Source organism: Lentzea sp. NPDC054927, assembly GCF_053610285.1.
In genome coordinates, this window is sequence record NZ_JBSGXZ010000033.1 from 71,543 (window position 1) to 90,160 (window position 18,618).

Here is an 18,618-nt window from a genome sequence, read left to right on the forward strand (position 1 = left end):
GGGACAACCCGCCCGCGCAGTCTTCTCACGGACGCCGGTACTGCGCGGGCGAGCCCACCGTCCCCGGATCCTCGTAACTCCCGGCCTTCCCACGATCGACGTGGAACGTGGTCAGCGTCGAAACCGGCGAAGCAGCATCACGCCGGTCCCCGATCACCTTCATGTGCGTGGTGAACCGCTGCGGCGTCACCTCGTACACGTCGTACCCGTACCTGTTGCCCTCGAAGTACTTCAGGTGCGGGTTCGCCGCGCCCATCACCGGCCCGTTCACCGCGTTCCACTCCGGCGAGTACGCCCCGGAACTGACCGAGTGCGCCGTGAACTCGGTGCCGATCACCGGTGACGACAGGTCGTTGAAGTCCGGCCGGATGTCGTCGACGAACGCCGAGTGCCAGTCCCCGGTGAGCACGACGAGGTCCTTCATCTCCGAGGCGGCCACGTGCCCGAGCACCTCGCGCCGCTCGGCCAGGAAGCCGTCCCACTGGTCGGTGAAGTAGTAACCACCGCCGGTGCGGGCGAGCTGCGACAGCATGATCGAGTTGATCCACACCTGCCAGGCCTCGCGGGCGCCCGAGATGCCGTCCAGCAGCCACTGTTTCTGCTCAGCGCCCAAAATCGTGCCGTCCGGGAGGTTCTGGGCGGACCGGTACTGCCGGAGATCCAGCACGGTGAGGTCGAGCAGCGAGCCCCACTGCCGCCGCCGGTAGATCTGCGGCTCCAGCGCCGAACCCGCGCGGATCGGCAGGTGTTCGTACCAGGCCTGGTAGGCCGCAGCGCGCCGCTTCACGAACGGCGCCGAGCCATCCGTGCCGCTGTAGTCGTTCGCGACCTCGTGGTCGTCCCACGTCAGGAAGAACGGGTGCGCCGCGTGGGCGTCGCGCAACGACGGGTCGCCCTTGTACAGGGCGTGGCGGCGTCGGTAGTCCGCAAGGGACAGAACGGCGGGGCCTTCGTGATCACGCACGTGCGTGCCGCCGACCTGGCCGTGTTCGTAGATGTAGTCGCCGAGGTGCACGACGAAATCGAGGTTCTCGCGTGCGATTCCGCGATGCGCCGCGTAGAAGCCGTCGTGGAACGCCTGGCAGTTGGCCGTTGCGAAGCGCACCTTCGAGACGTGCCCGACCGGAGCCGTGCGCGTGCGACCGACGCGACTGCGCTTGCCGAGCGCCGAGAACTGGTAGTAGTAGGTGCGACCGGGACGGAGACCGTGAACGGGCACGTGCACGCTGTGCCCCAACAGGTTCGAGGCAGCGACCGTCCCGCACGCCACCCGCGACCGCATCGTGCGGTCCAGTGCGACGAACCACTCGACCTCGACGATCTCGGGCAGCGGCTGCTCGAACGCCAGCGGCTCCGGGGCGAGCCGCGTCCAGAGGATCACGCTGTCCGGCAACGGGTCCCCGGATCCGACGCCCAGGGTGAACGGCGCCGGGTCCCACGACGCGCCGAGATCGAGAGCGGCCGCGTGGGCCTCGGCGGGGGACAGGCCGGCGGACAGTGGCCACACGGTGCCCAGAGCACCGGCAGCGGCCGCGGCGCGCAGCAGATCACGTCGGTTCAACATCAGCGACCTTTCACCGTGAACGAGATGTTGTCCGCGTAGCCGTCGTTCGACGTACCACCACCGGATCGGGTCATCTGCAGCGTGACGACGGCGGTCCGGCTGCCCGGTGGCACCGTGCCGCGCGTGGTCCGTTCGAACAGGCCGGTGCGGCTCGTGCGCTCCTCCGCGGTGAGCGGCCCGAGCACGACGAGGCCGCGCGGGGTGCCGGCCGCGTCGAGGAACTCGACGGACAGCCGGGCGCCGTCCTGCTGCGAGGCGTAGCCGCCGAGCCAGGCGGAGATCACGAACTGAGACGGGCGCCGCGGCAACGTCACGCTCTGTCGAAGCGTGCTCAGGGGCGTGTCGCCGCCGCCGAAGAACGAGGCACCGCGCTGTGCCGGTCCGGGATCGCCGGGCCCCGGATACCCCTGCCCCGTGTCGTACCGCAGCACGACAGGGGCGCCCGCGACGGTGAGCCAGCCGGTCAGGCCCTGCTCTGCGTCGCCGTTGACGATGAGTTCGGTCATGGGACTGATCCGAGCAAGCGGGGCTGTCCCGGACGGATCACCCGGCCCAACGAGATGTGAACGGCAGGCCACAAGGCTCGTGAAAGTGCCTCACGAAGGCCTCACCACTGCCCCAGGAGGATGATGGTGACAGAACCGACCGTATGAGAAGGCCGACTGGGTAGTCGCCGGGGCGCGCGGATCGTATCCTGGGGGGTGACGTCCCCAGGGTGGGTCGTCCGCCGGGTTCGGCGGTAACCGAAAACACCCGGCGCCCGCGACCGCTGTGCCGGAGGAGGAACGATGCCACTCTCCGAGCACGAGCAGCGACTGCTCGACCAGATCGAGCGCGCGCTCTACGCCGAGGACCCGAAGTTCGCATCCACCGTACGAGGCGCCAAGTTGCGGCGGCCGTCGAAGCGACGCCGCGTGCAGGGCATCGTGTTGTTCGTGGTCGGCGTGGCCGCTCTCATCATCGGAGTGACACTCCCGCAGCTCGCGATCGCCAGCGTCCCCGTGGTGAGCGTCTTCGGCTTCCTGCTCATGTTCTTCGGTCTGCTCATCGTCGTGACGACACTGCGTCGCGGTGACCAGGTCGCCGAAGGAGCGCAGGAGGACGGCAAGCCGACGCGCAGTCGCAGCTCGTTCTCCGAACGGATGGAGGAGCGCTTCCGCCGTCGCTTCGACGACGAGCAGTAAGCCTTCCAGGACCGCAAAGCGATGGGCCCGCCCCCCCCGAGAGGGAGCGGGCCCATTCGCTTGTCTTTCGAGGCCTAGACCGGAACCGGCTCGCGCTCCTGCGCGTCGGCCACCGGCGCGGGCGCCGGCTTCAGCACCGACTTCGGGAACAGCTTCGCGCGCCACGACAGCGGAGCGTTCTGCCGCAACGACTGCCGCACCGCCGCCAGCGCTCCGGGCAGCGCCGGGTCAGCGACGGGGTTCGCGCTGTACCAGGACCGTTCGATCGTCCCGATCACCAGCCGCAGCCCGTCCTTGCCCGCGTCGTCCAGGTTGTGCTCGCGAGCCAACCGGCGCGCGGCGGTCCTGATCGTCTCGGCCGCGGGTACGGGCGCGCCCCGGTCGATCGACTCCGCCATGAGCTCGCTCCAGGCCGCCGAGGCCGCACCGGGGCCGAGCTTCGCGACCTCGTGCAGGCGGTTGCGCCGGCGCACGGTGCGAACCAGCAGCGGCGTCAGGACGAGCCCCGTGACGACCAGCAGCACGGCCAGCCACCACGAGATCAAGGCAGCGGCCAGACCGGCGCCCATCAGCCACAACCCGGCCGCGGCCGATATCAGCAGCTTGCGCGCCCACGTGGCGCCCATCAGGCCCGCACCGACCACGCCGAGCAGCGTCAGCACCAGGAACAGCGTCACCAGGACCGCCAGCGCCAGCACCGCGATGATCGCCCACACCAGCCACGCCGGCGGCCCGGTCGGACCGGCTTCCTGCAGGTTCTGGTTGTTCTCGGTGCCGTCGGTGGCGGTGGACGTCTGGGCCGACCCGGTCGCGGACGGCGCCACCGACTCGGAGTTCGTCTCGCCGGTCGGCACCTCGTCGTCGGGGCCCTGGGTCTCCCGCATGTACGGCGGCACGACACCGCGGCCGTCGTCGACCGGCGTCGGGTCGAAGGTCATCCAGCCGTAGTTCGGGAAGAAGATCTCCACCCACGCGTGCGCGTCCTGGGTGCTGATCACGCGGCCCTTGCTGTCCGCGGCCTTGACACCGGCCGTGAAGCCGATCGCCACGCGGGACGCCAGGCCGACCACGCGGGCCATCACGGCCATCGCGGAGGCGTACTGCTCGCAGTAGCCGACCTTGGACCTGGTCACGAAGTCCGTCAGCGCGTCCTTGGTGACGTCGCCCTGGGTCTTCAGGTCGTACTTGAACCCGCTCGTCGGGCTGTTGAAGAACTCGGAGAGCTTGGCGGCCTTGTCGAAGTCGTTGGTGGCGCCCTCGACGGCCTTGTTCGCCGCGTCGATCACCGGCTGCTCGACGCCGTCGAACTTGAAGTACTCCTGCTCGATGATGTTCTTCCCGCCGGGCGGGGCCAGCCGCAGCGCCTGCTTGGTCGGCGTCGAGAGCACCGTGCCGATCTCGTACGCCTCCGGCTCGCGCTCCTTCGTCGTGAAGATCGAGCCCTTCTTCGGGTCGAACCGGTAGTCGTCGTCCGGGGTGTTGATGCTGCGGATGGCGCCGTAGGTCGGCAGCCAGTAGCTCTTCCAGTCGCGCGGCTCGATCTTGATCGTCGTCGTCTTGCCCTCACCGCGGTCGCCCGGCTGCGGCGGCAGCTCGCCACGCGCGGGGTTTCCGTCGGGGTTGAGGCCGCGCTCCCAGCCCTTGTTCGGCACGTACCTGGCCAGCGTGGTCGCCCGCATGTAGGCGTCCTCCTGCAGGCCTTCGACGTAGAACACCTCGGTTTCCCGGCCGCGGTTGAGCATGCCGCGCAACGACGTCATCTCGCTGAGCCCGATGCCGCCCTTGCCACCGCCACCGCCGCTGCCGCCCGGCAGCCTGCCGACCGTGCCGACGAACGTGAAGCCGGCGCCGACGATCAACGCGATCACCATCGCGATGCTCGCCACCGAGGTCGCGGAACTGCCGGACCCGCTGGCCGACCCGGACCCGAGCCTGCCCCGCCACGCCTCGTGCCGGTGCTGACCGTCGACCGCGAGCAGCATCGCGAACGCCGCCGCGCCCAGGATGAACGTCCAGAACGGCAGCATTTCGTCGGCCAGCGACGCGGGCACCGCGAACACGCACAGCAGCACCAGCCCGGACGCCGCCGGGGCAGCTGCCGCGACGGCCAGCGTGTCCACCAGCACCGCGACCAGGCCGATCGCGAGCACCACGAGTGCCTGGATCGCCGGCGACGCGTGCACCGGCGGCACCCCGGTCTGCACCTGCGCGACGGACTCCGCGAGCACGTCGCCGAGTTCGCCCAGCGCCTCGGGGCCGGGGATGAACAGGAAGATGCCCGACCGCGTGTGCAACGCCGTGAGCAGGCACAACAGCACGAAGACCTGGGCGATCGCGACCAGCGGCGGGGTCAGCCGGGTCGCGCGCAGGAACGCGCCGGTCACGGTGATCGCGATGATCACCACGCCGATGCGCACCAGCCACAGGTCACCCTCGATCACGCCGGAGAGCGCGGTCGACGCGCACAGTACGGCCAGCGCGGCGATCCACGGCGTCGCCGACGTGAACCACTCGGGCTCCGTGCCCTTCGCTGGAGCGGCGGAACGGGTCCCCATCTCAGCCCACCTCCGACCGGATCGACGGACCTCGGTTGCCCGCCGAGGCGCACAGCTCCTGCCACACCTGTTGCATCGAGGCCGACGGCCGCGCGATCGCCACGCCCCAGCCCGCGCCGGTCAGCAACCGGCGCGCGTCCTCGGGTTCGGGAGCGGTCGCGGCTGAGTCGTTGCTGCCACCGGCCCACGCGTTCACGTCCAGCAGCACGGCCAGGCTGCGCATGCCGCGCGGCCGGTACCGGATCAGTTCCTCGATCGACGCCGGCGACACGCCGCCCAGCACCGCGATGACCTCCTGGCCCGCGCCGGGGTCGATCCCGGCGCTGAGCTCACGCCGGTGCGAGCCCTGCAGCGCGGCCAGCGAGTCCAGCACCACGTGGTCGCTGTGCCCGCCCTCGGACGCCCCACCGGCGAGCACCCTGCCGTCCTCGGAGACCAGGCGGACCTGGTGCCCGAAGTGGTGCAGGTGCATGCAGACCGACGCCACGAACGAGATCGCCCACTCCAACGACGCCGTGGGCCCGCTACCGCGGTGCGCGTGCACGCGGTGGTCAAGCAGCACGGTCGTGCCGCCACGCCACGGACGTTCCTCGACGCGCACCATCAGCTCGTCGCGCCGTGCCGTGGACCGCCAGTGGACTTTCCGCAGGTCATCGCCCTGGCGGTACGGTCGCACCACCGCGTCGTCCTCGCCCTGACCCGCCCGCAGCCGCACCGATCCGTCGTCGCCCGCGCCCATGCCGGAGCCGCCGGGCAAGCCCGCCAGCCGCACGACGCGCGGGACCACGACGAGCCGCGACCGGCCGGCGAGTTCGCGGTCGAACTCGGCCAGCCCGAACGGGTCGGTGATCCGCGCCATCAGCGGGCCGACCTGCTGGATGCCGCGCATGACCGGCTTGAGCGGGTAGCGCAACGTCGTGGGCGTGTTGCGGGGCAGCCGCTCCACCAGGAACCGCGGCCGCGCGCCCAGGGCGTACGGCACGGTGTCCTCCAGCATCAGCCCGCCCGTGGGCAGCCGGCCGGTGCTGCGCAGGTCCAGCTTCACCTCGGACGCCGCCCCGACCGGCACCCGGCTCGGCGCGAGGAACCGGGCGGCGTGCAAGCCCACCCGAGCCCTCGTCGCGAGCCACGCGGCCAGCAGCGGCAGCGCGATCACGAACGCCGCGACCCTGAGCAGGTCGCGTTCGTTCAGGACCGCGGCGCACACTCCGGCGGCGAACCCCGCGGCCAGCAAGCATCTTCCGCGCGTGGTCAGACCGGAGAGTGCGGTGCGCATCGTCAGCGTGGCGTCCCTGCGTTGTTGTTCATGCTGCGGACGTACGCGGCGCTCGGATCCAGCGCCGCCGTGGGAACCGGCACCCGCTGCAGCAGTGCCCTGATCAGCTCGGCGGGGGACCGGCGGGCGGCCTGCGCCTCCGCGGTCATCACCAGCCGGTGCGCGAGCACCGGGATCGCGATCGAGTGGATGTCGTCCGGCACCACGAAGTCACGGCCCGCGAGCGCGGCCTGTGCCCGTGCGGCGCGCACGAGATGCAGCGTGGACCGCGGTGAGGCGCCCAGTCGCAGTTCCGGCAGACGGCGGGTGGCCGACACCAGTTCGACGGCGTAACGACGCACCTCGGGGGACAGGTGCACCCGGCGCACGGCCTCGATCAGTCGCAGCACCTGGGCCGCGTCCGAGACGGGCCGCAGGTCGTCGATCGGGTTGTGGCCGGCGTGCTCGTCGACCATCGCGAGCTCCGCCGCCGGGTCCGGGTAGCCGATCGACAGGCGGATGGTGAACCTGTCGCGCTGCGCCTCCGGCAGGGCGTAGGTGCCCTCCATCTCGATCGGGTTCTGCGTGGCGATCACCATGAACGGCGAACCCAGTGGGTAGGTGTTCGCGTCGACGGTGACCTGGTGCTCCTCCATGCATTCCAGCATCGCGGACTGCGTCTTGGGGGAGGCGCGGTTGATCTCGTCGCCGACCACGATGTTCGCGAAGATCGGTCCCGGCCTGAACTCGAAGTCGTTCTCCTGCCGGTTGTAGATCGACGAGCCCGTGATGTCGCTGGGCAACAGGTCGGGCGTGAACTGCACGCGGCTCACGGTGCAGTCGATGGAGCGGGCAAGCGCCTTCGCGAGGGAGGTCTTGCCGACACCCGGCACGTCCTCCACGAGCAGGTGCCCCTCGGCGAGCAGTGTCACGAGAGCGAGCCGGACCACGTCGGGTTTGCCGACGAGAACCCGTTCGACGTTGGCGGCGATCCGCTGGACGGCGCCGTGCAACTCTCCCAGGATCTGATCGACCGGCGCGTGACTGTTCGCGCTTGGGCTTCCCGGTGTCACTAAACCTCCAGCAGCCGTGTCCGGAACACGGACGTGTGAGCGTTTCACGCAGTGTGTCAAACCACGGCTAAGTGCCCTACACCTGCGGGCTACATCGGGTTCGCTCCACCAGTTTCCACCTTCCCCCACCAACCCGCCCCAACGCGTCGTTTTGACGGAAATTGCTAGGCCGTTCGAGTGCTGAATCTGGGCTGAACCCTCACTCGGCAAGGTGGTGGCTGACCAGCTCCCCCACCATCCCCCCACGCCTCCCCACCGCGCCTACCTGGGGAAACGGGTGACAAGTTGGTGTCCAACCAGTCGTTTCAGCGTTGACTGTGGTGAAAAGTGGGGTACTGTGGCGGCCGGTGGGGCAGACGGGGGCTCCACTGCCGGTCTCGTCGCCCGGCAAGGGAGGTGGCTGCCGTGTTCCTCGGCACTCACTACCCGCGCCTGGACGACAAAGGTCGGCTGACACTGCCTGCGAAGTTCCGGGACGAACTGGCGGGAGGTCTCATGGTCACCAAGGGCCAGGACCACTGCCTGTACGTGTTTCCCCGGGCTGAGTTCGAGCAGATGGCGAGGAAAGTCGCCGAGGCGCCGTTCACCAACGACGCCGTACGCGCCTATCAGCGGTATCTGTTCGCGGGTACGGACGAGCAGCGTCCGGACGGTCAGGGCCGCGTTCTGATCGCACCGGAACTGCGCCGGTATGCCGGGTTGACCAAGGAGTGCGTGGTCGTCGGCGCGTTCACCAGGATGGAGATCTGGGACGCGACGGCCTGGCAGACCTATCTCGAAGAGCATGAGGACGGCTACGCCGAGGCTCGCGAGGAGGTCATACCGGGCGTCTTCTGATGGCGGTCAGCCGAGCAACAGGCCGGATGTTCCACACGCGATTCGGGTGCCGTGAGGCCTCGGTCCGCTCGACTATCGGCCCTGGCGCACCTTCCCCGGCGCCAGGTTCGACGGGCGGGCGGGGACCTGACGTCACCCGAACGCGCATCAGGGGAGTAGAGGGACGATGGATCAGCCGCGGCACGTTCCGGTGCTGCTGGACCGCGTCCTGGAACTCTTCGCTCCAGCGCTCTCCGGCAAGCCCGCCGTCGTCGTCGACACGACGCTCGGCATGGGCGGCCACTCCGACGCGTTGTTGAGCGCCCATCCCGAGCTCACCCTCATCGGACTCGACCGCGACCCGCAGGCCATCGAGATGGCCTCGAAGCGGCTCGCCCGCCACGGCGACCGAGTGCACCTCGTCAACGTCACCTACGACCACATCGACGAAGCCGTGGAAGAGCTCGGCTACTCGCATGTGGACGGTGTGCTGATGGACCTCGGCGTGTCCTCGTTGCAGCTGGACGAGGAAGAGCGCGGGTTCGCGTACTCGAAGGACGCGCCGCTGGACATGCGGATGTCCAAGGGCACCGGCATGACGGCGGCGGACGTGCTCAACACGTACGCGCACGGCGACCTCGCGCGGATCCTCTCCACGTACGGCGAGGAGCGGTTCGCGGGCAAGATCGCCTCGGCGGTGCTGCGCGAGCGCGAGAAGGAGCCGTTCACCAACTCGGGGCGGCTCGTCGAGCTGCTCTACGCGGTGGTGCCCGCGGCGTCCCGGCGCACGGGCGGGCATCCGGCGAAGCGCACGTTCCAGGCGTTGCGGATCGAGGTCAACGGCGAGCTGGAGTCGTTGCGACTGGCGCTGCCCGCCGCCTTGGGCGTGCTGGGCATGGGCGGGCGCATCGTCGTCGAGTCGTACCAGTCCCTCGAGGACCGGATGGTGAAGCAGGCGCTCGCGGAGCTGGCGAAGTCGAAGACGCCGCAGGGTCTGCCGGTCGAACTGCCGGGCCACGGGCCAGAGGTCAAGTTGCTCACGAAGGGCGCGGAGCTCGCGTCGGAGCAGGAAATCGAGGACAACCCGCGTGCGGCGCCGGTGCGGCTGCGTGCGGCGGAACGGATCGGAGAACCGAGATGACGGCACCCGCACGGGTCGGCGGACCGTCGCCCCGCGACCCCTCGAAGGACCGTGACGACCGCAACGACCGGGACAAGGCCCGCCGGCGGACCGCGGGTGCCGAGCGCGCCTACGCCCGTCGTGCCCAGCGCGCCCAGAACCTGCGCAACGGCACCGCCTCGCCGCAGCAGAAGGCCGTGTCCAAGGCTCCGTTCGTCGTGCTCGTGATGCTCGTGCTCGGTGCGGGCGTCGCCGGGATCATGTACTTCTCGACCCAGGCCGCCGCCGACACCTACCGCCTGCAGGAAGCGCGGGCGGAGGCGGAGAAGCTGACGTTGCAGATGGAGCAGCTGCGCCGGGAGGTGGCACTGCTCGAGTCGCCGACCGACCTCGCCCGCCGGGCAGGTGAGATGGGCCTGGTCGAGCCGTCGAACCCGGCGCGGTTGCGGCAGAACCCGGACGGCACGGTCGAGGAGTTCGGCAAGCCGAGCGCGCCGACCAAGTCGACGCCGCCGCCTCCGCCGTCCACGGAGCAGCCGCCGCCCGCCGGTCAGACGCCGCCTGCCGGAACCACGACTCCTCCGGCGGGTGGCTGATGCCCGGTCCGCAGCAGCGAGGGCAGCGCCGCCCGTTGTCGGTGCGCGGCTCTCGCCCGGCCGCGCGCACGGGTGGCAACAGCAAGGTGCGCATCGCCGTCGGCCGCATCCTGCTGATCGGCGCGTTGCTGATCGCGGGCGTGAAGCTCGTGCAGGTGCAGGGCCTGCAGGCCGACGAGCTCTCACAGCAGGCGCAGAAGCAGCGCACGACGCGCCTCGACATCCCAGCCGAGCGCGGTTCGATCCTGGACCGCAACGGCAACCAGCTCGCGTTCTCGATCGAGGTGCGCGCGCTCTACGTCCTGCCGCAGCGGGCCCGCAAGACCTGGGACGAAGCCCGCGCGAAGGACCCGGAGCAGTACCCGCTGTCCTACGACGACCATGCGCGTGAGGTCGCGAAGTTCATCTCGTCGACGCTCGGTCCTGAGGTCAACGGCGAGAAGACCGACGAGGAAAGCGTCTACCGGCAGCTCGTCGAGGACATCAGCTACGAGGTGCTGGTCAAGGAAGCCGAGCCGGCCAAGGCCGCGAAGATCGTCGCGAAGTTCCCGGCGGAGATCGGTTCCGAGTACCGCTCGAAGCGCATCTACCCCAACGGCGAACTGGCGTCGAACATCATCGGTGCCGCGAACTGGCGCCAGGACGAGAAGCCGCCGACCACCCAGGGCATCCTCGGGCTGGAGAACGCCGCGGACAACGTCCTCGCCGGCCGCATGGGCCGCCGCGTGGTCGACACGATGTCCGGTGACGACACCCTGGTCATCCCGAACACCGAGCGCGAGCTCGTGAAGCCGCAGCCAGGCAAGAGCCTCGAGCTGACGATCGACATCGACACCCAGTACGCCGTCCAGCGCCTGGTCACCGACTACGCCAAGAAGTCGGGCGCCAAGTCGGCGTCCGCCGTCGTGCTGGACAGCCGCACCGGCGAGATCGTCGCCATGGCCAACGACAAGACCTACGACCCGACCGACTTCGGCAAGGCGTCGGAGGACCAGAAGCGCAACGCCGCGGTGGCGTCGAGCTTCGAGCCGGGCTCGGTGAACAAGATCGTCACGGCCGCCGCCGCCGTCGAGTACGGCCTGTTCAAGCCGGACGACGTGCTGCAGGTGCCGGGGTCGCTGAAGGTCGCCGACCGCACGATCAAGGACGCGTGGAACCACGGGACCGTGCCCATGTCGTTCACCGGCGTGTTCGCGAAGTCCTCGAACGTCGGCACGCTGCTCGCCGCCCAGGAGGTCGGCAAGGAGCGCTACGCCGAGATGCTGCAGAAGTTCGGCCTCGGCAAGCGCACCCAGTCCGGCGTCCCCGCCGAGGAGTCCGGTGTCGTGCCGCCGCTGAACCAGTGGTCCGGCTCGACGTTCGGCAACCTGCCGATCGGCCAGGGTCTCTCGATGACGTTGCTGCAGATGACCGGCATGTACCAGGCCATCGCCAACGACGGCGTCCGCATCCCGCCGCGGCTGATCCGCGCCGAGATCGGCGAGGAGGGCGCCCGCTCCGAGAAGCCCCGCCCCGACGGCGTCCGCGTGGTGTCGCCGGAGAGCGCGAAGATCGTCCGCGACATGTTCCGCTACGTCGCCCAGACCGACCCGCGCGACGCGAACCAGAACGGCACCGGCCGGCAGGCAGCCCTGCCCGGCTACCAGATCGCGGGCAAGACCGGCACGGCCCAGCAGATCGACCCGGTCTGCAAGTGCTACTCGCAGTCCGAGTACTGGATCACGTTCGCCGGCATCCTCCCGGCCGACAACCCGCGCTACGTCGTCGGCATCATGCTCGACGGCCCGCACGGCACCCAGTTCAGCTCGTCGGCCGCGCCCCTGTTCCACGACATCGCCGCGTTCCTGACCCAGCGGTTCCAGGTGCCGATGTCGGCCGAGCAGACGCCGTTCGTGCAGCTGCAGCTCTAGAGTTGCCAGATCATTTTCGGGCCGCGCATTGTTGGTGATGCGCGGCCCTTTTGCAAGTGATCTGAGACACGCCCACGCGTGGCAATGAGCAATTTCATTCTTTAACAGTGAAATACCGCACTTCACTTTTTCGTAATGAGACGCATTCCATCACGTCTAATACTCCGAAACCGGAGAGCAAGGCGAGATGGGGTTCAGCGTGCGTTCATTCAGCTATTTGATCTTGGCGGGCACAATGGCGGTGACCATGGTTCCCGCAGCTCAAGCAGAAGAAGTCGAGTGGACCGCGAAGTCGTACTGGCTCCACATGAACAGCACTCCCGCGTCCGACGAAATGATCAATCTGGAGGCGCAGCGACGCTCGTACGTCGTGCTCAACGCCTGGGAAAGCGATCTTGCCAAGAAGCTCAAGGCGGCCAATCCCAAGATCCAGACCTTCGTCTACAAGGACCTCTCCTCGACCCGCAGCTACGCCTGCTCGAACGGCACCGACGATTCCGCTCTCCCCGCCGGCGTCGGTTACTGCGAGGCCTCGAACAATCACCCCGAGTGGTTTCTTCTCGGTCCGAACGGTCGGCGCTTCGAGTACAACGGCTATGACGGCCACTGGCAGATGGACGTCGGCAACCCCGGCTACCAGAACGCCTGGGCCGACAACGTGATCGCCTCCAGCAAGGCCTTCGACGGCGTGTTCATGGACAACGCCCTGTTCGCCTGCGACACCTACCACGACGGCGTCTGTCCTTCGAACTACCGCACCGACGAGTCGATGCGCGACGCCTACCGCTCAATGCTCGCCAACACCCGCCAGAAGTTCGTCGACGCGGGCCTCAAAACCGTCGCGAACATGTCCAACGCCCGTCTCTACGAGGGCGCCTGGGACACCTACGTCGAACACCTCGACGGCGGCTTCGACGAGTGGTGGCTGACCTTCAACGACAACGACCTGCTCTCCGAATACCCGCAGGGCTGGAGCCGCCAGCTGGCCCAGATCACCGCCAACGAGGCCAAGGGCAAGATCACCTGGGTCCAACCCCACCACAGCGGCGCCGAACAACCCTTCCGCTACGCCTTCGCCAGCTACCTGCTGGCCAAGGGCGAGCACGCGGCGATCTCCGAGATCGAGGAGACCGACCGCTACGACAACCCCTCCGAATGGCGCACCGAATACGACTGGGACCTGGGCAAGCCCCTCGGCGAACACCACGAGGTGGCCACCAACGTGCACCAGCGCGACTTCGAGTGCGGCACCGTGCTCGTCAACGCCAACAAAACCGGCACCGGCGCCGTGACCATCCGGCTCCCCGAGACCCACACCAACGAAAACGGCGCCCCGGTCACCTTCGTCGCCTTGGCGGGCACAACCGGCTCAGTGCTGCGCAAGCCCTGCTAACCCCACCGAGGCTGCTCGCCGGTGATCCCCCAGACCAACTGCTCAAACGGGTCAGGGTAGGTCCTGCGCATGTCGATCGCGGACCGGATGCGCAGAAACCCAGGGAAGTCCGGATCGCCCTCCGTCCCGCTGAGGATCACGGGGATGACCGGCTTCTCGGTGCCCAGCGCCAGGTCCTGGATCAGTTCCAGCTCGGCTTCGCGCCATCGGCCCCGGCCACCAGGGCCGATGACCACAGCCGCGGCCTTGCTCGCCGCGATGCCGTCGGCCATGGCGCCCTGCCAGTGGGAGCCGGGTGGGATGTCGTGGACGTCGAGCCAGGGGAGGAGACCGAGAGCCTCCAGACGTGCCGCGATCTCCAGCACCTTCGGCTTGTCCAGCTCGTTGTGGCACAGGAAGACGTCGTATGCGCCCGTGTCGCGCTTGCCTTTCAGCTTGACCGCGATGACGTCCTGGTCGCGCTGCGCGTCGGCGTGTGAGTTCATCTCCGCGACCGCGGGCCGGACGTCCCCGACCTCGGGTTGATCGTCGACCAGCGAGACCGGGCGATCGCAGAGCTGGCAGATCACCGTCGTCAACCCGCGGCTCAGCCTGCGCCGCACCACCTCGTCGTCGATCGCGTAGTCGCACGGCGCGCATCGCCGTACCCGGCGCATCACGACGTTGCCAGCCCGTTGCTCGAGATGCTCGACGACGTAAGCCTCGAACTGCCTTCGCACGATCGGCTGGATTTGTTCGTCGTAGAACAGGACGAGCTCGCCCTCGCCCTCGACGATCTCCCGGACGGCGATCCCGCACGTCCCTCCCGCGTCCGCTCGGTAGCAGGCGGAGTTGTGCCACATCTCGTCCCTCCGGAAGAACCGCGAGTGCGACAGCCGCACCGCGAGGGTCGAGTAGATCGAGTAGAGGGAACCGGTGAAGGTGAACACCACGTCCTGGCCAGGCAGCTCCGGTGCGTCCGGCCGTTCCTTGGTGAACTGCGACGGGAAGATCAGGTCAACCTCCCGGTCGGTGATCTCCTTGAGTGCGATCTCCCTGCGCAGCAGCTCCTGGACCACGGCGTTGAGCAGGACTCGTTCCTGCTTCGGGTTGGTCAGCCGTTCGGACTCTGGGATCCGGAAACGCCCTTCAAGCGCGTCTTCTTCCTTGACGAAACCCATGCCGTCCGGCTCATTCTTGGCAGCCTCCACCAACGACGAGGCGTAGGAGTCGAGCAACTCGGGTCGCAGCAGCACGAAGTCGCCGTACGACATGCGCCGCACAACGCCAACGCTCTCTAAGCGCCCGATGCAGACAGCGAACCCGTCCGCCAGGTCGGCCTCGGGCGTGTCCGGCCGCGTGCGTCGGAATCCGCGCATCAGATCGTCCACGGTGGACAGAATCCCGCCCTGCTGCTTCTCTTCCAGCACGAAGTCCTTGATCGCCTCGAACAGCGCCGTCGAGCTGACCACCGGCAGCGCGTCCCAGTCGATGCCGTCGCGGACGCTGCGGATCAGGTCGTCAACGCCCCAGCCCTCCTTGGCGCTGGTCTCCAAGTATCCGTCGAACCCGAGCGCCTGGACGGTCGCGTCGATTCGTTCCCGGCTCACGGCCGAGGTGCCGCGGTCCGCCCGCGCGGCGACGAGGTAGACGCGCAACCGGACAGCCGCCATGTCGTCGAGCCGGCGTGCCTGCGCGAGTGCCCGGCTCCAGTAGTGGACACCGGCGAACGGATCGGTCTCGCTGCGCGCGTCGAACACCACCAGTGCGACAGCGACTTCGTTCAGGTGCAGTTGGTGCACCATCCGGTAGCCGGGCTGGCCGGCGAGGTCCCAGAGCAGCGTCTCGCGGGTCTGGACGTCGCCCGACGGCATGGTCGCGTGGGACTTCTCGAAGGTCCACACGTTGCGACCGTGAGTCGAGTCGGTCGGAGCGAACGGCTGACCGCTGAGCACGAGCCCCAGGCCGGACTTACCGACGCCGGTGTCGCCTACGAGCACGATCTTGGCGTTGACGTAGCGGCGGGCGGTTTTCGCTGCGCCGACGTTGTCCAGAACCGCGTAGTCGAGGCGAACGACGTCGACCTTCTTGCCGTTGGTGACAGCGAGCAGCGGCTGGGTGGGGTGGAACGCGAGCCCGCCTGGGCGGTCGACGTTCTCACGCGGCTGGGTCGCGACGCAGTACCAGTCGCGGGCTCGCCAGATCCGGACCGTGTTGTCCATCGACATCGTGGCGAGGAAGTTGCCGTCCGGTGAGAACTTGGCGCTCACTACGCGTTTGGTGTGCCCTTCCAGCACGGCCAGCCCTTTGAACGAGCTGAGGTCGAAGATCTCCACACCGGTTCCACCGTCTAGCGTCAGCACGCCGATGGCGCGTGACTCCGCGGAAACAAAGACCTCCAACACGTTCTCGCTGGATTCCATGCCGTTCGCAGCCCTCAGTTCTGGCAAGACGAACACGAGCATGTTGGTTCCATGCGTGATCACGATTTGGTCGCCGTCCGCTGTCCACTGTGGTCGCGGGCGGTGCTTCTTCCGGCGCTTTGGTGGGTACTCGACCACCCCCTCGGCCACCGTGTTGCGGGAGGCGACGTTGATGATCTTCAGGCGTTGAGGCGTGATCAGTGCGAGGACTGTGCCGTCAGGCGACCAGCTGACCTGGGTTTCCGGGCCCGTGGAGCAGAGTTCGCGTGGCTCCGTGGCGCCAGGTCCGGTGAGGATCACCTCGTGGGTGGCCTGTTCGGGGCCTTCCAACTGATACAGGGCGGTCCTGCTCTGCACGATCGCCGCGATCGACGAACTCGGGTGCCATGCGACATCTGCCGCCCACCCGAAGGACTCGATCGGCCGCGATGTCAGGTCGTCGGCGATCTCCCACAGGTCAACACCGCTGCCGGAGTTGGTTGCCAACAGCCTTCCGTCCGAGGACCAGCTGATGTGCTCGACCGAGCTGCTGAGTGAGAGCAGCGCCCGGTGCACCAGCTCGATCCCGGTGCGAGGGGACTCTGGTGTGATCTGTTTCCGTCGCACCGCCCGTCGGACGATGGTCTCGTTCTCGATCACGACGATCGAGTCGAGTTCGCGCAATCCCTCGGCACGCCACAGGTCGAGAAGCTGACGGCCCGGTGAGAACGGTGCGTCTGCTGCCAGGTGCAGCCGCAACAGGGCCAGGTTGGCCGAGTACGTCGCCATGGCGAGGGCTGGGGATGGCGAGGTGGGCTGGTATCGGGCGTACCGAGCGCTCCCGCGGACCTCGAGCGATCGCCGGACCAGTTCGTCCACGGCGTGGGTCAGCGTTCGCCGTCCGTCGTCGCCAAGGTCCGCGGCCAGGCCGAGCACCGACGACAGGATCTGCGGCTGCGCGGCGAGAAGACGATGGGAGAGCAGCGGGAACAACAGGTCTTCCGCCCAGCGCGTCGTCAGTCCTTCCAGGAGGAACGCCGCGATCTGGTGGTCGGCGAGCGGGCCGTGGCTCAGCACGGACTCGTCGACCATCTCGACCTCGTGCCCGAGCGCGGCCAGGTCGTCGAGGAGGTCCAGTTCGGAGATCCGCTGGTCGCTGCGGTTGAACATGCCGATCGCGGCGATGGCGAGCACGGGCGCGTTCGCGGTCGCCTGACGCGTGAAGCGCCGGATCATGCGCCCCAAGAGAACCTCCGTGTGGAGGCCGGCGTCGGACGACAGCACCGATCGGTCGCTCAGGTACGAAGCGAGCATCATCAGCAACCGCGGTTGCCGGGTGAGCGACCTGTGGGCGAGTGCGGTCTCCAGACTGAGCGGGCGCCGGGTGGTACCGGTGGTCGCTCGGTTCCAGTGGTCGAGCCACTGGCCGATCTGCCGGTCGTCGAATTCCTCCAGCCGCGCCACCGGCGTGCCGTCCGGGATGAGCACCCGCTCCACGAACTCGGTGCGCAATGTGACCACCACCGCCACCGGATGGTCCTGCGAGGCCTCGATCCGCTGGAACCGGACGACCTCGGACAGGTAGTCGGTGTTCGCCCCGGACACCAGAAGGTCCTGCAGCCCGTCCAGCACCACGACGCACATCTCGCCGTCGAGGTCGCTCCAGGTAACTTTGCCGTCGGTGAGGTCGTACAACGCGTCCTCGACGTGGTCCAGGACGGGCACGAACGGATCAGCCGACCGCAACGGCACCCGCACGACGGCGAGCGAGTCGAGGGGAGGTGCCGCCGCGAGCATCTCGGTCAGCACCGACGCGCCGGCTCCGCTGCCACCGATCACCAGCAGTGGGACGCTGTGAGCCAGCGTGCTGCTGAAATGTGCGGCGAACAGCAGGTCGACATCGTCTGCCGGCTCGGCTTCCGCCGGCCACCAGTTGTCATCGGTCAGCCGGGCGGTGGAATCCGCAACGGCGGTGCGGAAACGTGGTCGGACGTACAGCCGGCCGAGCGGCGGCGTGCTCGGGTCGTGGTCCAGAGGCTGGTTCGGCACGGCATCGTTGGCGTCGCGCAGCACCTTCAGCGGATCGGTCGCGGGTACATGGCGGACCTGGGCGAACCCGCGGGAGGGGTCGCCGAGACCCGCCCACAGGGCGAACTCGGGGATGTGCGCGGCGAGAGAGCGATACGCGGCTTCGTACCTCGTTGCGGTCAGTTCGCCGGCATCGATGCGCGCGAGGGCCGTACCCGCGGATGGGTGCTCCCGTTGCAAGGCTTTACGGAACCGGTCGCATCGGTCGGAGGCCCACAGCGTGACGTCCACGAGGTGGGCGGAGAAGCTTGTGACCGCGGCAGGAGCGGGCAGGTCGTCCGAGTACAGGTTCGAGACGAATGAACGGTCTTCCTGATGCCAGCGGGCGGCGTCCGGTGGCCTGAGGTGAGTCCCGCTTCCCAAAGCCAGGCGAATCTCGTCGAAGAACGCCACCGTCAGCAATGTGGTGTGCACGGCGAAGACGAGTTGGCGGCGCACGAGCCCGCTGATCGACGGCAGCTCGTCGACAGTGCGGTTCATCGCCTGGCGTACCAGCGGGGAGACCTCGCCGTGCGGATCAACCCAGCCGAACACGCCGTGCATCGACTTGCTCGGCTCGGTACCGGTCAGGACGTTGCCGAGCTGGCCATCGACATCTTCCAGCCACAGTGCGTCGTTCCGGCCGAGCACCTTCAACGCGCTGCGGAGATTTGTCGCTGGCTCAGGCGGCATCGGCACATGCT

12 protein-coding genes are annotated in these 18,618 nt (G+C 68.5%); 6 read left to right on the top strand and 6 right to left on the bottom strand.

Going from position 1 to position 18,618, the window contains the following annotated elements:
* Positions 1–25 precede the first annotated feature (25 nt).
* Together ACWGE0_RS32785 and ACWGE0_RS32790 are read right to left on the bottom strand one after the other, a co-directional pair.
* Positions 26–1,564: an alkaline phosphatase D family protein gene (locus tag ACWGE0_RS32785; RefSeq protein ID WP_452264780.1), complete on the bottom strand. Its 1,539-nt coding sequence runs from the start codon at positions 1,562–1,564 to the stop codon at positions 26–28.
* Positions 1,564–2,070 (bottom strand): hypothetical protein, encoded by a 507-nt coding sequence (locus ACWGE0_RS32790; protein WP_452264781.1) that lies wholly within the window; start codon positions 2,068–2,070, stop codon positions 1,564–1,566. The genes ACWGE0_RS32785 and ACWGE0_RS32790 overlap by 1 nt, the downstream gene beginning before the upstream one ends.
* A gap of 282 nt (positions 2,071–2,352) precedes the next feature.
* On the opposite strand from ACWGE0_RS32790, the gene ACWGE0_RS32795 reads away from it, so the two are divergent.
* On the top strand, positions 2,353–2,748 hold the full coding sequence (locus ACWGE0_RS32795; RefSeq protein ID WP_452264782.1) for a DUF3040 domain-containing protein: 396 nt from the start codon (positions 2,353–2,355) through the stop codon (positions 2,746–2,748).
* A 74-nt stretch (positions 2,749–2,822) separates the two neighbouring features.
* Here the strand turns inward: ACWGE0_RS32795 and ACWGE0_RS32800 are convergent, their stop codons facing one another.
* Genes ACWGE0_RS32800 through ACWGE0_RS32810 form a run of 3 tightly spaced genes read right to left on the bottom strand, consistent with a single transcriptional unit; the run spans position 2,823 to position 7,631 of the window.
* A complete protein-coding gene (locus tag ACWGE0_RS32800) occupies positions 2,823–5,303 on the bottom strand; it encodes a transglutaminase family protein (RefSeq protein ID WP_452264783.1) in 2,481 nt (826 codons plus the stop codon).
* 1 nt (position 5,304) lies between these two features.
* Positions 5,305–6,579: a DUF58 domain-containing protein gene (locus ACWGE0_RS32805; protein ID WP_452264784.1), complete on the bottom strand. Its 1,275-nt coding sequence runs from the start codon at positions 6,577–6,579 to the stop codon at positions 5,305–5,307.
* A gap of 2 nt (positions 6,580–6,581) precedes the next feature.
* A complete protein-coding gene (locus ACWGE0_RS32810) occupies positions 6,582–7,631 on the bottom strand; it encodes an AAA family ATPase (RefSeq protein WP_452264785.1) in 1,050 nt (349 codons plus the stop codon).
* Positions 7,632–8,036: 405 nt separating this feature from the next.
* Here ACWGE0_RS32810 and mraZ point away from each other — a divergent pair, with 405 nt between their 5' ends.
* From mraZ to ACWGE0_RS32835, 5 genes are all read left to right on the top strand, one after another.
* Positions 8,037–8,468: a division/cell wall cluster transcriptional repressor MraZ gene (gene mraZ / locus ACWGE0_RS32815; protein ID WP_086664612.1), complete on the top strand. Its 432-nt coding sequence runs from the start codon at positions 8,037–8,039 to the stop codon at positions 8,466–8,468.
* A 166-nt stretch (positions 8,469–8,634) separates the two neighbouring features.
* Positions 8,635–9,588, top strand: a complete 954-nt coding sequence (gene rsmH, locus ACWGE0_RS32820; protein ID WP_452264786.1) for a 16S rRNA (cytosine(1402)-N(4))-methyltransferase RsmH — start codon at positions 8,635–8,637, stop codon at positions 9,586–9,588.
* Positions 9,585–10,163 carry a hypothetical protein gene (locus ACWGE0_RS32825; protein ID WP_452264787.1) on the top strand — a complete coding sequence of 193 codons (579 nt, stop codon included), beginning with the start codon at positions 9,585–9,587 and terminating at the stop codon, positions 10,161–10,163. The genes rsmH and ACWGE0_RS32825 overlap by 4 nt, the downstream gene beginning before the upstream one ends.
* Positions 10,163–12,073, top strand: a complete 1,911-nt coding sequence (locus ACWGE0_RS32830; protein WP_452264788.1) for a peptidoglycan D,D-transpeptidase FtsI family protein — start codon at positions 10,163–10,165, stop codon at positions 12,071–12,073. The genes ACWGE0_RS32825 and ACWGE0_RS32830 overlap by 1 nt, the downstream gene beginning before the upstream one ends.
* Before the next feature lie 247 nt (positions 12,074–12,320).
* The gene (locus ACWGE0_RS32835) at positions 12,321–13,466 is read left to right on the top strand and encodes a putative glycoside hydrolase (RefSeq protein ID WP_452264789.1); all 1,146 of its coding nucleotides are present in this window, start codon (positions 12,321–12,323) and stop codon (positions 13,464–13,466) included.
* On the opposite strand, the gene ACWGE0_RS32840 is transcribed toward ACWGE0_RS32835, so the two are convergent.
* Positions 13,463–18,607 (bottom strand): NACHT N-terminal helical domain 7-containing protein, encoded by a 5,145-nt coding sequence (locus ACWGE0_RS32840; protein WP_452264790.1) that lies wholly within the window; start codon positions 18,605–18,607, stop codon positions 13,463–13,465. The genes ACWGE0_RS32835 and ACWGE0_RS32840 overlap by 4 nt on opposite strands.
* Positions 18,608–18,618: the final 11 nt, after the last annotated feature.

Coding starts and splice junctions, on each gene's coding strand:
- ACWGE0_RS32785 (WP_452264780.1), bottom strand. CDS start 1,564: ATGTTGAACCGACGTGATCTGCTGCGCGCCGCGGCCGCTGCCGGTGCT.
- ACWGE0_RS32790 (WP_452264781.1), bottom strand. CDS start 2,070: ATGACCGAACTCATCGTCAACGGCGACGCAGAGCAGGGCCTGACCGGC.
- ACWGE0_RS32795 (WP_452264782.1), top strand. CDS start 2,353: ATGCCACTCTCCGAGCACGAGCAGCGACTGCTCGACCAGATCGAGCGC.
- ACWGE0_RS32800 (WP_452264783.1), bottom strand. CDS start 5,303: ATGGGGACCCGTTCCGCCGCTCCAGCGAAGGGCACGGAGCCCGAGTGG.
- ACWGE0_RS32805 (WP_452264784.1), bottom strand. CDS start 6,579: ATGCGCACCGCACTCTCCGGTCTGACCACGCGCGGAAGATGCTTGCTG.
- rsmH (WP_452264786.1), top strand. CDS start 8,635: ATGGATCAGCCGCGGCACGTTCCGGTGCTGCTGGACCGCGTCCTGGAA.
- ACWGE0_RS32825 (WP_452264787.1), top strand. CDS start 9,585: ATGACGGCACCCGCACGGGTCGGCGGACCGTCGCCCCGCGACCCCTCG.
- ACWGE0_RS32830 (WP_452264788.1), top strand. CDS start 10,163: ATGCCCGGTCCGCAGCAGCGAGGGCAGCGCCGCCCGTTGTCGGTGCGC.
- ACWGE0_RS32835 (WP_452264789.1), top strand. CDS start 12,321: ATGGTTCCCGCAGCTCAAGCAGAAGAAGTCGAGTGGACCGCGAAGTCG.
- ACWGE0_RS32840 (WP_452264790.1), bottom strand. CDS start 18,607: ATGCCGCCTGAGCCAGCGACAAATCTCCGCAGCGCGTTGAAGGTGCTC.